Origin of the sequence: Bradyrhizobium sp. SZCCHNR3119 (assembly GCF_032487775.1) — a bacterium.
Lineage (GTDB): Bacteria > Pseudomonadota > Alphaproteobacteria > Rhizobiales > Xanthobacteraceae > Bradyrhizobium.
Map to the genome: position 1 here is coordinate 4,334,328 of NZ_JAUEUV010000001.1, position 12,806 is coordinate 4,347,133.

Annotated in this window: 15 protein-coding genes; all 15 read left to right on the top strand. The window is 64.2% G+C overall.

The window, feature by feature from the left end:
- Positions 1-16 precede the first annotated feature (16 nt).
- The 15 genes from QX034_RS19985 (at position 17) to hypE (ending at position 12,788) form a co-directional block, all read left to right on the top strand.
- A complete protein-coding gene (locus tag QX034_RS19985; RefSeq protein ID WP_315700807.1) occupies positions 17-1,807 on the top strand; it encodes a nickel-dependent hydrogenase large subunit in 1,791 nt (596 codons plus the stop codon).
- 15 nt (positions 1,808-1,822) lie between these two features.
- Positions 1,823-2,566: a Ni/Fe-hydrogenase, b-type cytochrome subunit gene (gene cybH / locus QX034_RS19990; protein WP_315700806.1), complete on the top strand. Its 744-nt coding sequence runs from the start codon at positions 1,823-1,825 to the stop codon at positions 2,564-2,566.
- 10 nt (positions 2,567-2,576) lie between these two features.
- Positions 2,577-3,158: a HyaD/HybD family hydrogenase maturation endopeptidase gene (locus tag QX034_RS19995; RefSeq protein ID WP_315700805.1), complete on the top strand. Its 582-nt coding sequence runs from the start codon at positions 2,577-2,579 to the stop codon at positions 3,156-3,158.
- 26 nt (positions 3,159-3,184) lie between these two features.
- Positions 3,185-3,475 carry a HypC/HybG/HupF family hydrogenase formation chaperone gene (locus QX034_RS20000; RefSeq protein ID WP_315700804.1) on the top strand — a complete coding sequence of 97 codons (291 nt, stop codon included), beginning with the start codon at positions 3,185-3,187 and terminating at the stop codon, positions 3,473-3,475.
- A 216-nt stretch (positions 3,476-3,691) separates the two neighbouring features.
- Positions 3,692-4,153 (top strand): hydrogenase accessory protein, encoded by a 462-nt coding sequence (locus QX034_RS20005; protein ID WP_315700803.1) that lies wholly within the window; start codon positions 3,692-3,694, stop codon positions 4,151-4,153.
- Positions 4,150-5,013, top strand: a complete 864-nt coding sequence (locus QX034_RS20010) for a hydrogenase expression/formation protein (protein ID WP_315700802.1) — start codon at positions 4,150-4,152, stop codon at positions 5,011-5,013. Before QX034_RS20005 ends, QX034_RS20010 begins: the two co-directional genes overlap by 4 nt.
- Complete coding sequence (locus tag QX034_RS20015) at positions 5,010-5,219, top strand: rubredoxin (protein WP_315700801.1); 210 nt, start codon at positions 5,010-5,012, stop codon at positions 5,217-5,219. The genes QX034_RS20010 and QX034_RS20015 overlap by 4 nt, the downstream gene beginning before the upstream one ends.
- Positions 5,216-5,734 carry a [NiFe]-hydrogenase assembly chaperone HybE gene (gene hybE / locus QX034_RS20020; RefSeq protein ID WP_315700800.1) on the top strand — a complete coding sequence of 173 codons (519 nt, stop codon included), beginning with the start codon at positions 5,216-5,218 and terminating at the stop codon, positions 5,732-5,734. Before QX034_RS20015 ends, hybE begins: the two co-directional genes overlap by 4 nt.
- The gene (locus QX034_RS20025) at positions 5,731-6,816 is read left to right on the top strand and encodes a hydrogenase assembly protein HupF (protein ID WP_315700799.1); all 1,086 of its coding nucleotides are present in this window, start codon (positions 5,731-5,733) and stop codon (positions 6,814-6,816) included. Before hybE ends, QX034_RS20025 begins: the two co-directional genes overlap by 4 nt.
- Entirely contained in the window at positions 6,809-7,150 is a 342-nt protein-coding gene (gene hypA / locus QX034_RS20030) for a hydrogenase maturation nickel metallochaperone HypA (RefSeq protein WP_315700798.1), read from the top strand. Before QX034_RS20025 ends, hypA begins: the two co-directional genes overlap by 8 nt.
- A complete protein-coding gene (hypB, locus tag QX034_RS20035; protein ID WP_315700797.1) occupies positions 7,150-8,136 on the top strand; it encodes a hydrogenase nickel incorporation protein HypB in 987 nt (328 codons plus the stop codon). The genes hypA and hypB overlap by 1 nt, the downstream gene beginning before the upstream one ends.
- A gap of 2 nt (positions 8,137-8,138) precedes the next feature.
- Positions 8,139-10,394 (top strand): carbamoyltransferase HypF, encoded by a 2,256-nt coding sequence (gene hypF / locus QX034_RS20040; protein WP_315700796.1) that lies wholly within the window; start codon positions 8,139-8,141, stop codon positions 10,392-10,394.
- On the top strand, positions 10,394-10,627 hold the full coding sequence (locus QX034_RS20045; protein ID WP_315700795.1) for a HypC/HybG/HupF family hydrogenase formation chaperone: 234 nt from the start codon (positions 10,394-10,396) through the stop codon (positions 10,625-10,627). The genes hypF and QX034_RS20045 overlap by 1 nt, the downstream gene beginning before the upstream one ends.
- Entirely contained in the window at positions 10,624-11,751 is a 1,128-nt protein-coding gene (gene hypD / locus QX034_RS20050) for a hydrogenase formation protein HypD (protein ID WP_315700794.1), read from the top strand. Before QX034_RS20045 ends, hypD begins: the two co-directional genes overlap by 4 nt.
- Complete coding sequence (gene hypE, locus QX034_RS20055; RefSeq protein ID WP_315700793.1) at positions 11,748-12,788, top strand: hydrogenase expression/formation protein HypE; 1,041 nt, start codon at positions 11,748-11,750, stop codon at positions 12,786-12,788. Before hypD ends, hypE begins: the two co-directional genes overlap by 4 nt.
- The last annotated feature ends 18 nt before the right edge of the window (positions 12,789-12,806 follow it).

Sequence of the window (12,806 nt, forward strand, 5' to 3'; positions counted from 1 at the left end):
TTCAGGGTAGGTAACGATGGGCATTCAGACACCCAATGGGTTCAATCTCGACAATTCCGGCAAGCGGATCGTTGTCGATCCCTTGACCCGGATCGAGGGGCATCTCCGCGTCGAGGTCAACGTCGACTCCGACAACGTGATCCGCAACGCGGTTTCGACCGGCACGATGTGGCGCGGCATCGAGACCATCCTGCGCAACCGCGATCCGCGCGACGCCTGGGCCTTCACCGAGCGGATCTGCGGCGTCTGCACCGGAACCCATGCGCTGACTTCGGTGCGCGCGGTCGAGAACGCGCTCGGCATCTCGATCCCCGAGAACGCCAACTCGATCCGCAACATCATGCAGCTCTGCCTGCAGGTGCATGACCACCTCGTGCATTTCTATCATCTGCACGCGCTCGACTGGGTCGACGTGGTCTCCGCGCTGAAGGCGGACCCGAAGGCGACCTCGGCGCTGGCGCAGTCGATTTCCGATTGGCCGCTGTCTTCGCCCGGCTATTTCAAGGACCTGCAGATCCGCCTGACCAAGTTCGTCGAGTCCGGTCAGCTGGGTCCGTTCAAGAACGCCTATTGGGGCCATGCGGCCTACAAGCTGCCGCCCGAAGCCAACCTGATGGCGGTGGCGCATTATCTGGAAGCGCTCGACTTCCAGAAGGAGATCGTCAAGGTCCACACCATCTATGGCGGCAAGAATCCGCATCCGAACTGGTTGGTCGGGGGCGTGCCCTGCGCGATCAATGTCGACGGCACCGGCGCGGTCGGCGCCATCAACATGGAGCGGCTGAACCTCGTCTCCTCCATCATCGACCGCTGCATCGAGTTCACCGAGCAGGTCTATCTGCCGGATGTCGCCGCGATCGGCTCGTTCTACAAGGACTGGCTCTATGGCGGCGGGCTCTCGGGCAAGAGCGTGATGGCCTATGGCGACATCCCGGAAAACGCCAACGACTATTCGGCCAAGAACCTCAAGCTGCCGCGTGGCGTCATTCTCAATGGCAATCTCAACGAGGTGCTGCCGATCGACCACGCCGATCCCGAGCAGATCCAGGAGTTCGTGACCCACTCCTGGTACAAATACCCTGACGAGACCAAGGGCCTCCATCCCTGGGATGGCGTCACCGAGCCCAACTACCAGCTCGGGCCGAACGCCAAGGGCACCAAGACCGACATCAAGGAGCTCGACGAAGGCGGCAAATATTCCTGGATCAAGGCGCCGCGTTGGCGCGGCAATGCGGTCGAGGTCGGGCCGCTCGCGCGCTACATCGTCGGCTATGCCCAAGGCAAGCCGGAGTTTAAGGAGCCGACCGAGAAGTTCTTGAAGGATCTGAACCTGCCGGTCACGGCGCTGTTCTCGACGCTCGGCCGCACAGCGGCGCGCGCGCTGGAGTGCCAATGGGCGGCGCGGCAGATGCGCTATTTCCAGGACAAGCTGGTGGGTCGCATCAAGGCCGGCGATTCCTCGACCGCCAATGTCGACAAGTGGAAGCCGGAGAGCTGGCCGAAGGAAGCCAAGGGCTTCGGCTTCACCGAGGCGCCGCGCGGCGCGCTCGCGCACTGGATCAAGATCAAGGATACCAAGATCGACAACTACCAGTGCGTGGTGCCGACCACCTGGAACGGCTCGCCGCGCGATCCCAAGGGCAATATCGGCGCCTTCGAAGCATCGCTGATGGATACGCCGATGGCGGATCCCGAGAAGCCGTTGGAGATTCTCCGCACGATCCATTCCTTCGATCCGTGCCTGGCATGCTCGACCCATGTGATGAGTCCGGACGGCCAGGAGCTGGCCACCGTCAAGGTGCGATAACGTGGGAGCGGTGCCATGATGGATGCAGTTGCACGTCCGGCGGAGTCCGAACAGAACCTTGCCGCGATCGCGGCCGACGCTGCCGGTGAGCATGCGATCGGCCGCCCCACTGTCTATGTCTATGAAGCGCCGGTGCGCATCTGCCATTGGGTGAACGCTCTCGCGATCGTCGTGCTGATGGTCACCGGCTATTTGATCGGAACGCCGTTGCCCTCGGTCGGCGGCGAGGCTTCGGCTCATTTCGTGATGGGCTATATCCGCTTCACGCATTTCGCGGCGGGGCAGGTGCTGGCGGTGTTCTTCCTCGCCCGCATCCTGTGGGCCTTTGTCGGCAATCATCACTCCCGGCAGATCTTCTACTTGCCGGTCCACCGCCTGCAGTTCTGGAAGGAAGTGCTGCACGAGATCCGCTGGTACGCGTTCCTGGAGCGCGAGCCGAAAATGTATGTCGGCCACAATCCGCTGGCGCAGACCGCGATGTTCACGGGCTTCACGCTGTTCGTGGCCTTCATGATCATCACCGGCTTTGCGCTCTATTCGGAAGGCACGGGCATCGACAGCTGGCAGCACAAGCTGTTCGGCTGGGTATTTGTGATCTGGCCGAACAGCCAGGATGTCCACACTTGGCACCATCTCGGCATGTGGGCGCTCGTCATGTTCGTGACGGTGCATATCTACGCCGCGATCCGCGAAGACATCATGTCGCGCCAGAGCATCGTCTCGTCGATGATCTCCGGCGAGCGGCAATTCCGCAAATAAGGGCTTCGATATGAGTGAGGCCAGGCAGGAGCGGATCCTGGTGCTGGGGATCGGCAATATCCTCTGGGCGGATGAAGGCTTCGGCGTGCGGGTGGTGGAGGAATTCCACCGCCGCTACGCCGTTCCCGACAACGTCACCATTCTCGATGGCGGCACCCAGGGTCTCTATCTCGTGAACTATGTCGAGGAGGCCGACAGTCTCATCGTGTTCGATGCGATCGATTACGGTCTTACGCCGGGTGAATTGAAGCTGGTCCGCGACGACGAGGTGCCGCGCTTCACCGGTGCCAAGAAGATGAGCCTGCATCAGACCGGATTTCAGGAGGTCCTGAGCGCGGCCGACCTGCTCGGCCGCTATCCGAAGCGTCTGGCCTTGATCGGCTGCCAGCCGCTCGACCTGGAAGATTGGGGCGGGCCGCTGACGGAGCCGGTGCGGGCGCAGATCGAGCCGGCGATCCAGCTCGCCTGCGAGTTGCTGGCGCAGTGGGGCGCGCCGGCGGTCGCGCGCACTGAGCCGCTTGTGCCGGCCGAGCGGCTGCTCGCGAACGATATCGACCATCAGAATTACGAGATGCGGGCGCGCTCGGCTTGAGTCGCTCGCCGTTGGAGAACATAGCGATGTGCCTGGGCCTGCCGATGACCATTGTCGAGACTGACGGCACGTCGGCGCTCTGCCGCTACGCCGATGAGCTGCGGCGGGTCTCGGTGCTGCTGCTGTCCGATCCGCCGGTCGGCGCGAAGGTGCTGGTCTATCTGGACAATGCCGTCCGCCTGCTCGGCGACGAAGAGGCCCGCTTGATCGGCGACGCCATCGAGGGGCTGCAGGCGGCGCTCAATGGCGAGGATTGCGACCGCTTCTTCGCCGATCTGGTCGATCGCGAGCCGGAATTGCCCGAGCATCTGCGATAGCTGGCCGTCAGCCGGTAACTTAGTGTCCGATATGGAAATTATCTTTCCAGTCCGATACGGAAATCTGCTTTCCGGCTGGCAAGGTTTGAGACGGATCAATAGAAATTATTCTCATTTTCAATAGGTTAGAGCGTCCGTCGCGATCGGGCCGCTCTGGCACATCGATTGCTAACCCGCTGGGGAGGCAACGAGAAACTGGACAGGAAGGAGCGCCGAATGGAGTTTCAGGAGCGCGGTCGCGCGCATGGGCGGAGTGGGCTCGGGCGAGGCGGGCTGCCCGAAGTCGATGGCGCGAATATTGATGAATTTCTTGCCGCAACCGATCGGGCTGGGAGCGTCGCGGTCCTGTTGTCCGCGGGCGATCCGGCGCGCTTCCCCGAAGCGCTCGACGTTGCCATCGTGCTCCCCGAACTGATCACGGCGTTTCAGGGCCGGCTGCAAGGAGCCGTCATCGCGCGCGACGCGGAGGCTGCGCTGGGCGAGCGCTTTGGCGTGCGGGTGCAACCGAGCCTGATCTTCTGCCGCGGCGGCGCGACGCTCGGTCTGATCGCCAAGATTCAGGACTGGTCCGTTTATGTCGAGCGCATCTCGCGGTTGATCGACCGGCCGACATCCGGCGTGGCGACCGTCGTCGCCAGCATCATTCCCACCCACAGCGCGCAAGGTGCCGAGCGATGAAAGCAGGTTTCTGGATTGCCCCGGAAGGGGCCGAGCAGCCGGTCAACATCTTTCCGATCGGGGAAGAGAGCCTGGATGCGACGCATAAGGGCCTGACCGCAGCGGGGGCGCTCGCGAAGCTTGCGACCTTGGATAGCGCCGAGCTTGCACGCAGCTGCCCGAACGCGATCACGCTGCTGTCGCAGGTCGCCGAAAGCCTTGCGCGCCAGACCAGCGATGCACCGACCCAGTTGTTCCGGCTCGCAGGCCTCAACGATCTGGAACGGCAGCTGATCGACGACGTGCTGGGCGAGGGCGAGGTGGCCGGTCTGGTCGCTTTGCCCGACGGATCGCTGGCGCAGATCCAGGAATCGGTGCTGGCCGGAGTCTGGCGCGTGCGCTTTGAGGCGGATGGCCAGCTCGACTACATCGAGATCGGCCCGGTGCCGGAAATCGTGACCCGCGCGGCGGCCGATCTGACCGCGCCGGATTTTCAGATCGGGACGCCGCCCGAGGGCATCATGAATGCGCTGCCGGTGCTTGCCGAAATCCATGAGCGTGCGCTCGCCTGGAAGCCCGGCATGCGCACGCAGACCATCAATTTTACGCTGCTGCCGATGAGCCCGGCCGACATGGGTTTTCTGCAGGACACGTTGAAGAACGGGCCGATCCAGCTGGTGTCGCGCGGTTACGGGACCTGCCGCGTGCTGGCGACCGGGGTGCGCAATGTGTGGTCTGTGCAATTCTTCAACGCGATGGACACGATCATCCTCGACACGCTGGAGGTTGGCGGCGTGCCGGTGGTGGCGCTTGCGGCTGACGAGGATTTCGAGGATTCGGCCGAGCGGCTGAAGGAGATCATCGAGGCCTATTTCACATGAGCGGCTTCGAGAATTTCGGCATTCCCAGCGGCCTCGCCGACGACGTCAGCATGGAATGCGGCATCTGCTGGACCCACTATGATCCGGCGCAGGGCGATGCGGTGGCGCAGATTCCCGCCGGCACGCCATTCTCAGCCTTGCCGGAGGACTGGCGCTGTCCGACCTGCGACGCGCCGAAATCGAAATTCATGGCGGTCGAGTCATGAGCGCGGTCGCGGTACAGCCAGGGTGGGCTCCCCTTGACGATCCGGTCGCATGGGGCGAACGCCTTGCTGCAGCCTATCGCGACATCGGCGCGCGCAGCATGCGCGAGCTGCCGATCTATCACGATGCGCTCGATGTGGAGGCGATCGGATTCCAGCGGATACAAGACAACATTGTCGGCATCATCGTCACGCCCTGGTTCTTGAATGTGGTCACGCCTGCTGACGGGCTCGCCGTGGATCCTCCCGGCACAGTCCTGCAGATAAGCTTTCCCGCAGGCACGATCCCGTTCACGGTCAGTGAAATCCCGCCGCTGGGGCTCATCGCGAGCTGTTCGCTGTTCTCGCCGATGTTCGAGTTCGCCGATATGGACGCGGCACGTGCCGCGGCGCATGCGGCGCTGGTCGAATTGATGATGAGCAGTGACGAGCGGTCGCCGGCCGCCGTCGAGCCGAAAGCGAGCGCGATCGACCGCCGCGCCTTTCTCCGTGGCACGTTGACGGAGCGGCGTCCGTGAGCCTGGGTGTCCGCGATCAGATCGATCTGACGCTGTCGATCGCCGACGGCCGGATCGCCGCGGTCGACATCGGGCCGAGAACGCGCCCGCCTTTGGGCCGGCTTTTCGCAGCCAAGCCCGCGGAAATCGCCTTGGCGGCGTTGCCGCGTTTGTTTTCATTGTGTGCTGCCGCGCATCAGGTGGCATTTCTCTCCGCGCTGGACGCAGCACAAGGACACGATCTCGCCCCGCCGGCGCGCCAACGCCGCCTCAACGCCGTCCTCGCCGAGCGGCTTGCCGAACTGCTGCGCGGTTTGCTGATGGAATGTCTCGCGCAGGACCGGCGTATGGCCGCGGCGGTCCGTACGCTGCTGCAGGCAGCGTCGTCTCTCGTCGTGGAAACGGCAGATGGCGCTCGCGTCGAAACCTTGTCACAGATCAAGAGCGGGCTGGCGGCGCTCGGCTTATGCTTTGAGCCGGAGGGGATCGTTCCGGGACGTCCGCTGGCATCGATCATGACGGCCGCCCATAGCCGGGAATGGAACCAGGACATGCCCGCGGATCGAGGCTACTTGTCGGCGGACAACGATCTCGGCGTCGTGACGCGTCTGCTGGACGAAGGCGCTTCGTTCGCCGAGCATCCCGATCTTGAGGGAAGCGTGCCCGAAACCGGGGTCTGGGCCCGCTACGCTCGGAGTGCCTGTGTTGCTTCGCACGGGACGCTGGTGGAACGGCTGCAGGCCAAGGTCTCCGAAATCGTCCTACTCCTGCGTTGGCTGGAGGACGGGCAGGGCGATGATGAGACATTCGAGCGCGGTAGCATCGAGAACTATGCGCTCGGCGTCGGGCGTGGCGCCGCGGCGGTCGAATGCGCCCGAGGCCGACTCTATCACGCCGTCGAACTCGACGATGCCGGCCGGCTTGTTCACTGCGAATTCCTGGCGCCGACCGAATGGAATTTCCATCCGCGCGGGCCAGTGGTGAGGCGTTTGACCGGTGCCATGATCTCCACCTGCGGCCGCAACACCGTCGAAGCGCTGGTCAGCGCCTTCGACGCGTGCGTCGGCGTTCGCCTCGACATCAGGGAGCTGGCCGATGCATGAGATGGCCCTGTGCCAAGGCATCGTTGAGATCGTCGAGCAGGAGGCGCGCAAAGGCGCGTTCTCGAAGGTCAAGACGGTGTGGCTCGAAATCGGGGCGCTCAGTCATGTCGCGCCGGAGGCATTGCGTTTCTGCTTCGAAGCGGTCACTGCGCGGACGGTGGCGCAAGGTGCCGCGCTCGAGATCATCGCGCAGCCTGGAACTGCTTGGTGTCTCAACTGCTCGCAAAGCGTCGAGATCGCCCAGCGCTATGAACCGTGCCCGTCCTGCGGCAGCTATCAGCTGCAGGTCACTGGCGGCGAAGACATGCGGGTCAGGGAATTGGAGGTCGAGTGATGTGCACGGTTTGCGGCTGCAGTGAGGGCAAGGCTTCCATCGAGGCCGGAGATGACCGGCACCATCATCACGGCGATCATGATCATTCCCATGGCCACCATCACCATGGTGATCATGTACATGATCACGACCACGACCATGGTGATCACGGCCACCATCACCACCACGGGCACGGCCATCATCACCATGATCACGCTCACGATGACCATCATCATCATGACCACAGCGATGCCGACCGTATCGACTGCGCCGCCAATCCGGCCGGTCAGGAGATCGCGGGTCTCTCCTCATCGCGCATCATTCAGATCGAGCGCGACATTCTCGGCAAGAACAACGGCATCGCTTCCGATAATCGCGCCCGCTTTGCCGCCGACGAGGTACTCGCCTTCAATTTCGTTTCCAGCCCGGGGGCGGGCAAGACCACGCTGCTGGTCCGCGCGGTCTCCGAGCTGAAGCAGAGCCGGCCCGTTGCCGTCATCGAAGGCGATCAGCAGACCTCCAACGATGCCGAGCGCATCCGTGCGACCGGCGTGCCGGCAGTCCAGGTCAATACCGGCAAGGGCTGTCATCTTGATGCGGCAATGGTGGATGAGGCCTATCGCAAGCTGCCGTCTTTGCGCGGCGGCATCCTGTTCATCGAGAATGTGGGCAATCTGGTGTGCCCGGCGGCCTTCGACCTCGGGGAGGCCTGCAAGGTCGTGGTGTTCTCGACGACCGAGGGCGAGGACAAGCCGCTGAAGTACCCCGATATGTTCGCGGCCTCCGCGCTGATGCTGATCAACAAGATCGATCTCGCGCCGGCGGTCGATTTCGATCTGGCGCAGACGATCGAATATGCCCGCCGCGTCAATCCGAAGATCGAGGTGTTGACGATCTCGGCGCGCACCGGCGAAGGCTTTGCCACCTTCTACGCCTGGATCAGGAAGCAGTCGGAAAAGGCCAGGGCAAACATCGAGGCACGCGCCCTGAGCGCAGTTACGGGCTGATCATGAACGGCGGCGCCCAGGCACAGCATGGCACCAGGCTGCGGCTGCGCGTTCGCGGCGCCGTGCAGGGCGTCGGCTTTCGTCCCTATGTCTATGGATTGGCGAAGCACTACCGGCTCGGCGGCTTCGTCGCCAATGATCCGCAGGGAGTCCTGATCGAGGTCGAGGGCGACAACGCTGCCGATTTCGTCGAAGCCTTGCCGCGCCAGACGCCGCCTTTGGCGCGCATCGACGACATCTCGGTGGAGCGCGTCGCGCCTGCCGCAAGCGATGCCTTCCAAATTCGCGAGAGCGGACGCGGACAGATCGCGACACGGATCGCGCCGGACGCCGCGACTTGTCCGCAATGCTTGGCCGAACTGTTCGACCCCAAGAGCCGCTTCCACCTCTATCCGTTCGTGACCTGCACCGACTGCGGTCCGCGCTTCACCATTGCCGAACGGCTGCCCTACGACCGCGCCACCACGGCGATGAAGCGGTTTCCGTTGTGCGAGGCCTGCGCTGCCGAATACGAGAATCCAGCCGGCCGGCGCTTTCACGCCGAGGCGATCTCATGCCCGTGCTGCGGGCCGCAACTCAGCCACGGCCTCGACGAGATTGCCGCAGCGCTTGAGGAGGGCCGCATCGTCGCGATTAAGGGGCTCGGCGGGTATCAGCTGCTCTGCGATGCGCGCAACGAAGCGACGGTGGGGCAACTGAGATCACGCAAGCAGCGCGACCAGAAGCCATTCGCCGTGATGGTGGCAGTAGCGGATGCGGCGGTCGCGTTCGCCGAGGTCGATGCAACCGAGCGGGCTTTGCTTCAATCCGTCGCACGACCGATCGTGCTGCTGAAGTCGCGTCACGCTGTGGCGCCATCGATCGCGCCGGGGCTCGATAGAATTGGAGTGATGCTGCCGGTGGCGCCGCTGCATCATCTGATCTTCCATGCGCTCGCCCTGCGCGACGCGCCGGGTGAAGTGGCGCATTGGGCGCTCGTCTGCACCAGCGCCAACCTCAGCGGCGATCCGCTCCTGATCGACAACATGGAGGCTGAACAGCGGCTTGCCGGCATCGCCGATCTGGTCGTGACCCATGACCGCGCCGTCGTGACCCGCGCCGACGATTCCGTGCTGTCGGTGGTGGCGGGGCGGCCGCAATTCATCCGCCGCGCGCGTGGCTATGTGCCCGAGCCGATCCGGCTTGCGCGCAAGGTGCCGCCGATCCTGGCGGTGGGCGGGCATTTCAAAACGACCGTGACCTTGACGCGTGGCGACGAGGCCTTCGTCTCCCAGCACATCGGCGACCTCGATACTGCAGCGGCTATCCGCTTTTTCGAAGAGACGATCGATCATCAGACCCGCGTTCTCGACGTCGAGCCGGTGGCGATCGCGCATGATCTGCATCCCGACATGGCTTCGACGCGCTTTGCCGAGGCCAGCGGGCGGCCGACAATGGCTGTACAGCATCACCACGCCCATGCCGCGTCCGTGCTGGCCGAACATGGTCACGTTGGGCCTGCGCTTGCACTGGTGCTGGACGGCTACGGCTATGGTTCGGACGGCGGCAATTGGGGCGGCGAGCTGCTGCTCTGTGACGGCGCAGGCTTTCGCCGCATCGGCCATCTGGCCCCGCTGAAAATGCCGGGCGGCGATCGCGCAGCACGGGAGCCCTGGCGGATGGCGGCGGCGCTGTTGCATGGACTCGGACGGGGCAACGAGATCCCGCGCCGGTTTTCCGCTCACCTGCAGGCGAAATATCTGCTGCCATTGCTCGAACGGGCCGATGTGCCGGTGACGACCAGCGCCGGACGGCTCTTCGATGCGGCGGCCGGGCTGCTCGGTGTTTGTGCCGTGCAGAGCTACGAGGGCGAAGCGGCGATGAAGCTCGAAGCGCTGGTACGCAAAGCCTCGGTGCTCGATGGCGGCTGGGAGATTCGCAACCGTGTGCTGTCGCTGAGGCCCTTGTTTGAACGCCTGCTCGCTGACGGCGATGCGGTCGAAGCCGCCGGCCTCTTCCACGGCACCTTCGCTGCCGCTTGCGTTGATTGGGTTGTTGGCGCTGCGCGTTGGCTGAACGTCTCCGACATCGTGTTGAGCGGCGGCTGTTTCCTGAATGCTCACCTGGTGGAGCAGATCGAGCATGGCTGCCGCGCCGCCAGATTGAATCCGCTGCGGCCACGCCAGCTGCCGCCCAATGACGGTGGTTTAAGTCTGGGGCAGGCCTGGGTCGCCGCGCTCACGCTTGCCCCGCAATCGCATCTTGGAGGATCGACCTGATGTGCCTTGCCATTCCCGCTGAGGTGATCAAGCTCTTGCCCGACGACATGGCGATCGTCTCGATCGACGGCGTCAGCAAAGAGGTCTCGGTCGCGCTGGTCGAGGACCTCGCGGTCGGCGACTACGTCATCCTCCATGTCGGCTATGCGCTGGCCAAGATCGATCCGGCGGAAGCTCAAGAGACGCTCAATCTGCTCCGGCAGTTCGGCGAACAGGCGGAGGCGCAGCCATGAAATATGCCGACGAGTTTCGCGACAAGGAGATTGCAACAGGACTGGCGCGCGCGATCCGTGCCAAGGCGGACCCGCAGAGGTCTTACCGCTTCATGGAGTTCTGCGGCGGCCACACCCATGCGATCGCGCGCTACGGTCTCGAGGACATGCTGCCCGCCAATGTCCGCATGATCCATGGCCCCGGCTGCCCGGTTTGCGTGCTGCCGGCGGGACGCATCGACATGGCGATCCAGCTTGCCGAGCGGCCCGAGGTCATTCTTTGCGTCTACGGCGATCTGATGCGGGTGCCCGGCTCGCGCGGCACCTCGCTGCTACGGGCGAAAGCGCGTGGCGCCGACATCCGCATGGTCTATTCGACCCTCGATGCGATCAGGATCGCAGAAGACAATCCGGCCCGCGAAATCGTGTTCTTCGCCATCGGCTTCGAGACTACGACGCCGCCGACCGCAGTCATGCTCAAGCTCGCTGCGAAGAAGGATCTGCCGAACTTCAGCGTGTTCTGCAATCACGTGCTGACCCCGCCGGCGATGCGCGCGATCCTGGATAGCGAGAATCCGGTCGAGATCGACGGCTTCGTTGGCCCGGCGCATGTGTCGACCGTGATCGGCACCGCGCCTTATGCGCCATTCGCCGAGGAGGATGGCAAGCCGGTGGTGATCGCGGGTTTCGAGCCGCTTGACATGATGCAGGCGATCCTGATGCTGGTCGAGCAGGTCAATGACGGCCGCCACGAGGTGGAGAACCAATATCGCCGCGCCGTGGCTCGCGACGGCAATCCGCGGGCCAAGGCCGATGTGGCTGAGATCTTCGCGCTGCGTGATTCGTTCGAATGGCGGGGCTTGGGATCGATCCCGCATAGCGGACTCAAGTTGAGCCCGGCCTTCGCGCGCTTCGACGCCGAGCTGCGCTTTGCGATGGGCGAGAAGATCGTCGCCGACAATCCCGCCTGCGAGTGCCCGGCGATTCTGCGCGGGCTGAAGAAGCCGGTCGACTGCAAGCTGTTCGGCTCCGCCTGCACGCCGGAAACCCCGATCGGTTCCTGCATGGTGTCGTCGGAGGGCGCGTGTGCTGCGCATTGGACTTATGGCCGCTTCCGGGACCACCAGCGGAGGCTCGCATCATGAGCGCCCCGCAGCGCCGACTCGATCTCAGGAACGGCTGTGTCGACCTGTCGCATGGCGCCGGTGGACGGGCGATGGGACAGCTCATCTCCGGCATCTTTCATGAGGCATTCGGCAATGAATGGCTGGCGCGAGGCAACGATCAGTCGGCCTTCGACGTGCGGCCCGGGCGCATGGTGATGACCACTGACGGCTACGTGGTGTCGCCCTTGTTCTTTCCCGGCGGCAATATCGGCTCGCTCGCGGTGCATGGTACGGTCAACGACATCGCGATGGCGGGTGCGAAGCCGCTTTATCTCTCGGCGAGCTTCATCATCGAGGAAGGCTTCGGCCTTTCCGATCTGAAGCGAATTGCCGATGCGATGGGCGAGGCGGCGCGGTCCGCCGGCATTGCCATCATCACCGGCGATACCAAGGTGGTCGAGCGCGGCAAGGCCGACGGTCTCTTCATCTCCACTGCGGGCGTCGGCGTGCTGCCCGATGGTCTCGATCTGTCCGCGGACAAGGCGCGCCCGGGCGATCGCGTGCTGCTGTCGGGCAGCCTCGGCGATCACGGCGTCGCCATCATGTCGAAACGCCAGAACCTCGCTTTCGAAACCGAGATCGTGTCCGATTCTGCGGCACTGCACGACCTCGTCGATGTCATGGTCGCGGCGGGAGGGCAGGGCATCCGGTTGATGCGCGATCCCACTCGTGGTGGGCTTGCGGCGACTATGAACGAGATTGCCCAGCAATCGCGGCTTGGCTTCCGCTTGCAGGAGGAAGCTATCCCGGTGAAGCCGGCCGTGGCCGCCGCCTGCGAACTGCTCGGGCTTGATCCGTTGCATATCGCCAACGAAGGTAAGCTGGTCGCGGTGGTCGCGCCGGAAGTGGCGGCGTCCGTCCTGGCTGCCATGAGAGCGCATCCGCTCGGTCGCGATGCTGCCGATGTCGGTGAGGCGGTGGCTGACGACCACCGCTTCGTCCAGATGGCGACGAGCTTTGGCGGCGGGCGGATTGTCGACTGGCTGTCTGGCGAGCAGTTGCCAAGGATTTGTTGAGCAGGGATCTGTTGAGGC

Excerpts from the sequence above, each read along its gene's own strand:
- QX034_RS19985 (WP_315700807.1), top strand. The coding sequence starts at position 17 with ATGGGCATTCAGACACCCAATGGGTTCAATCTCGACAATTCCGGCAAG.
- cybH (WP_315700806.1), top strand. The coding sequence starts at position 1,823 with ATGATGGATGCAGTTGCACGTCCGGCGGAGTCCGAACAGAACCTTGCC.
- QX034_RS19995 (WP_315700805.1), top strand. The coding sequence starts at position 2,577 with ATGAGTGAGGCCAGGCAGGAGCGGATCCTGGTGCTGGGGATCGGCAAT.
- QX034_RS20000 (WP_315700804.1), top strand. The coding sequence starts at position 3,185 with ATGTGCCTGGGCCTGCCGATGACCATTGTCGAGACTGACGGCACGTCG.
- QX034_RS20005 (WP_315700803.1), top strand. The coding sequence starts at position 3,692 with ATGGAGTTTCAGGAGCGCGGTCGCGCGCATGGGCGGAGTGGGCTCGGG.
- QX034_RS20010 (WP_315700802.1), top strand. The coding sequence starts at position 4,150 with ATGAAAGCAGGTTTCTGGATTGCCCCGGAAGGGGCCGAGCAGCCGGTC.
- QX034_RS20015 (WP_315700801.1), top strand. The coding sequence starts at position 5,010 with ATGAGCGGCTTCGAGAATTTCGGCATTCCCAGCGGCCTCGCCGACGAC.
- hybE (WP_315700800.1), top strand. The coding sequence starts at position 5,216 with ATGAGCGCGGTCGCGGTACAGCCAGGGTGGGCTCCCCTTGACGATCCG.
- hypA (WP_315700798.1), top strand. The coding sequence starts at position 6,809 with ATGCATGAGATGGCCCTGTGCCAAGGCATCGTTGAGATCGTCGAGCAG.
- hypB (WP_315700797.1), top strand. The coding sequence starts at position 7,150 with ATGTGCACGGTTTGCGGCTGCAGTGAGGGCAAGGCTTCCATCGAGGCC.
- hypF (WP_315700796.1), top strand. The coding sequence starts at position 8,139 with ATGAACGGCGGCGCCCAGGCACAGCATGGCACCAGGCTGCGGCTGCGC.
- QX034_RS20045 (WP_315700795.1), top strand. The coding sequence starts at position 10,394 with ATGTGCCTTGCCATTCCCGCTGAGGTGATCAAGCTCTTGCCCGACGAC.
- hypD (WP_315700794.1), top strand. The coding sequence starts at position 10,624 with ATGAAATATGCCGACGAGTTTCGCGACAAGGAGATTGCAACAGGACTG.
- hypE (WP_315700793.1), top strand. The coding sequence starts at position 11,748 with ATGAGCGCCCCGCAGCGCCGACTCGATCTCAGGAACGGCTGTGTCGAC.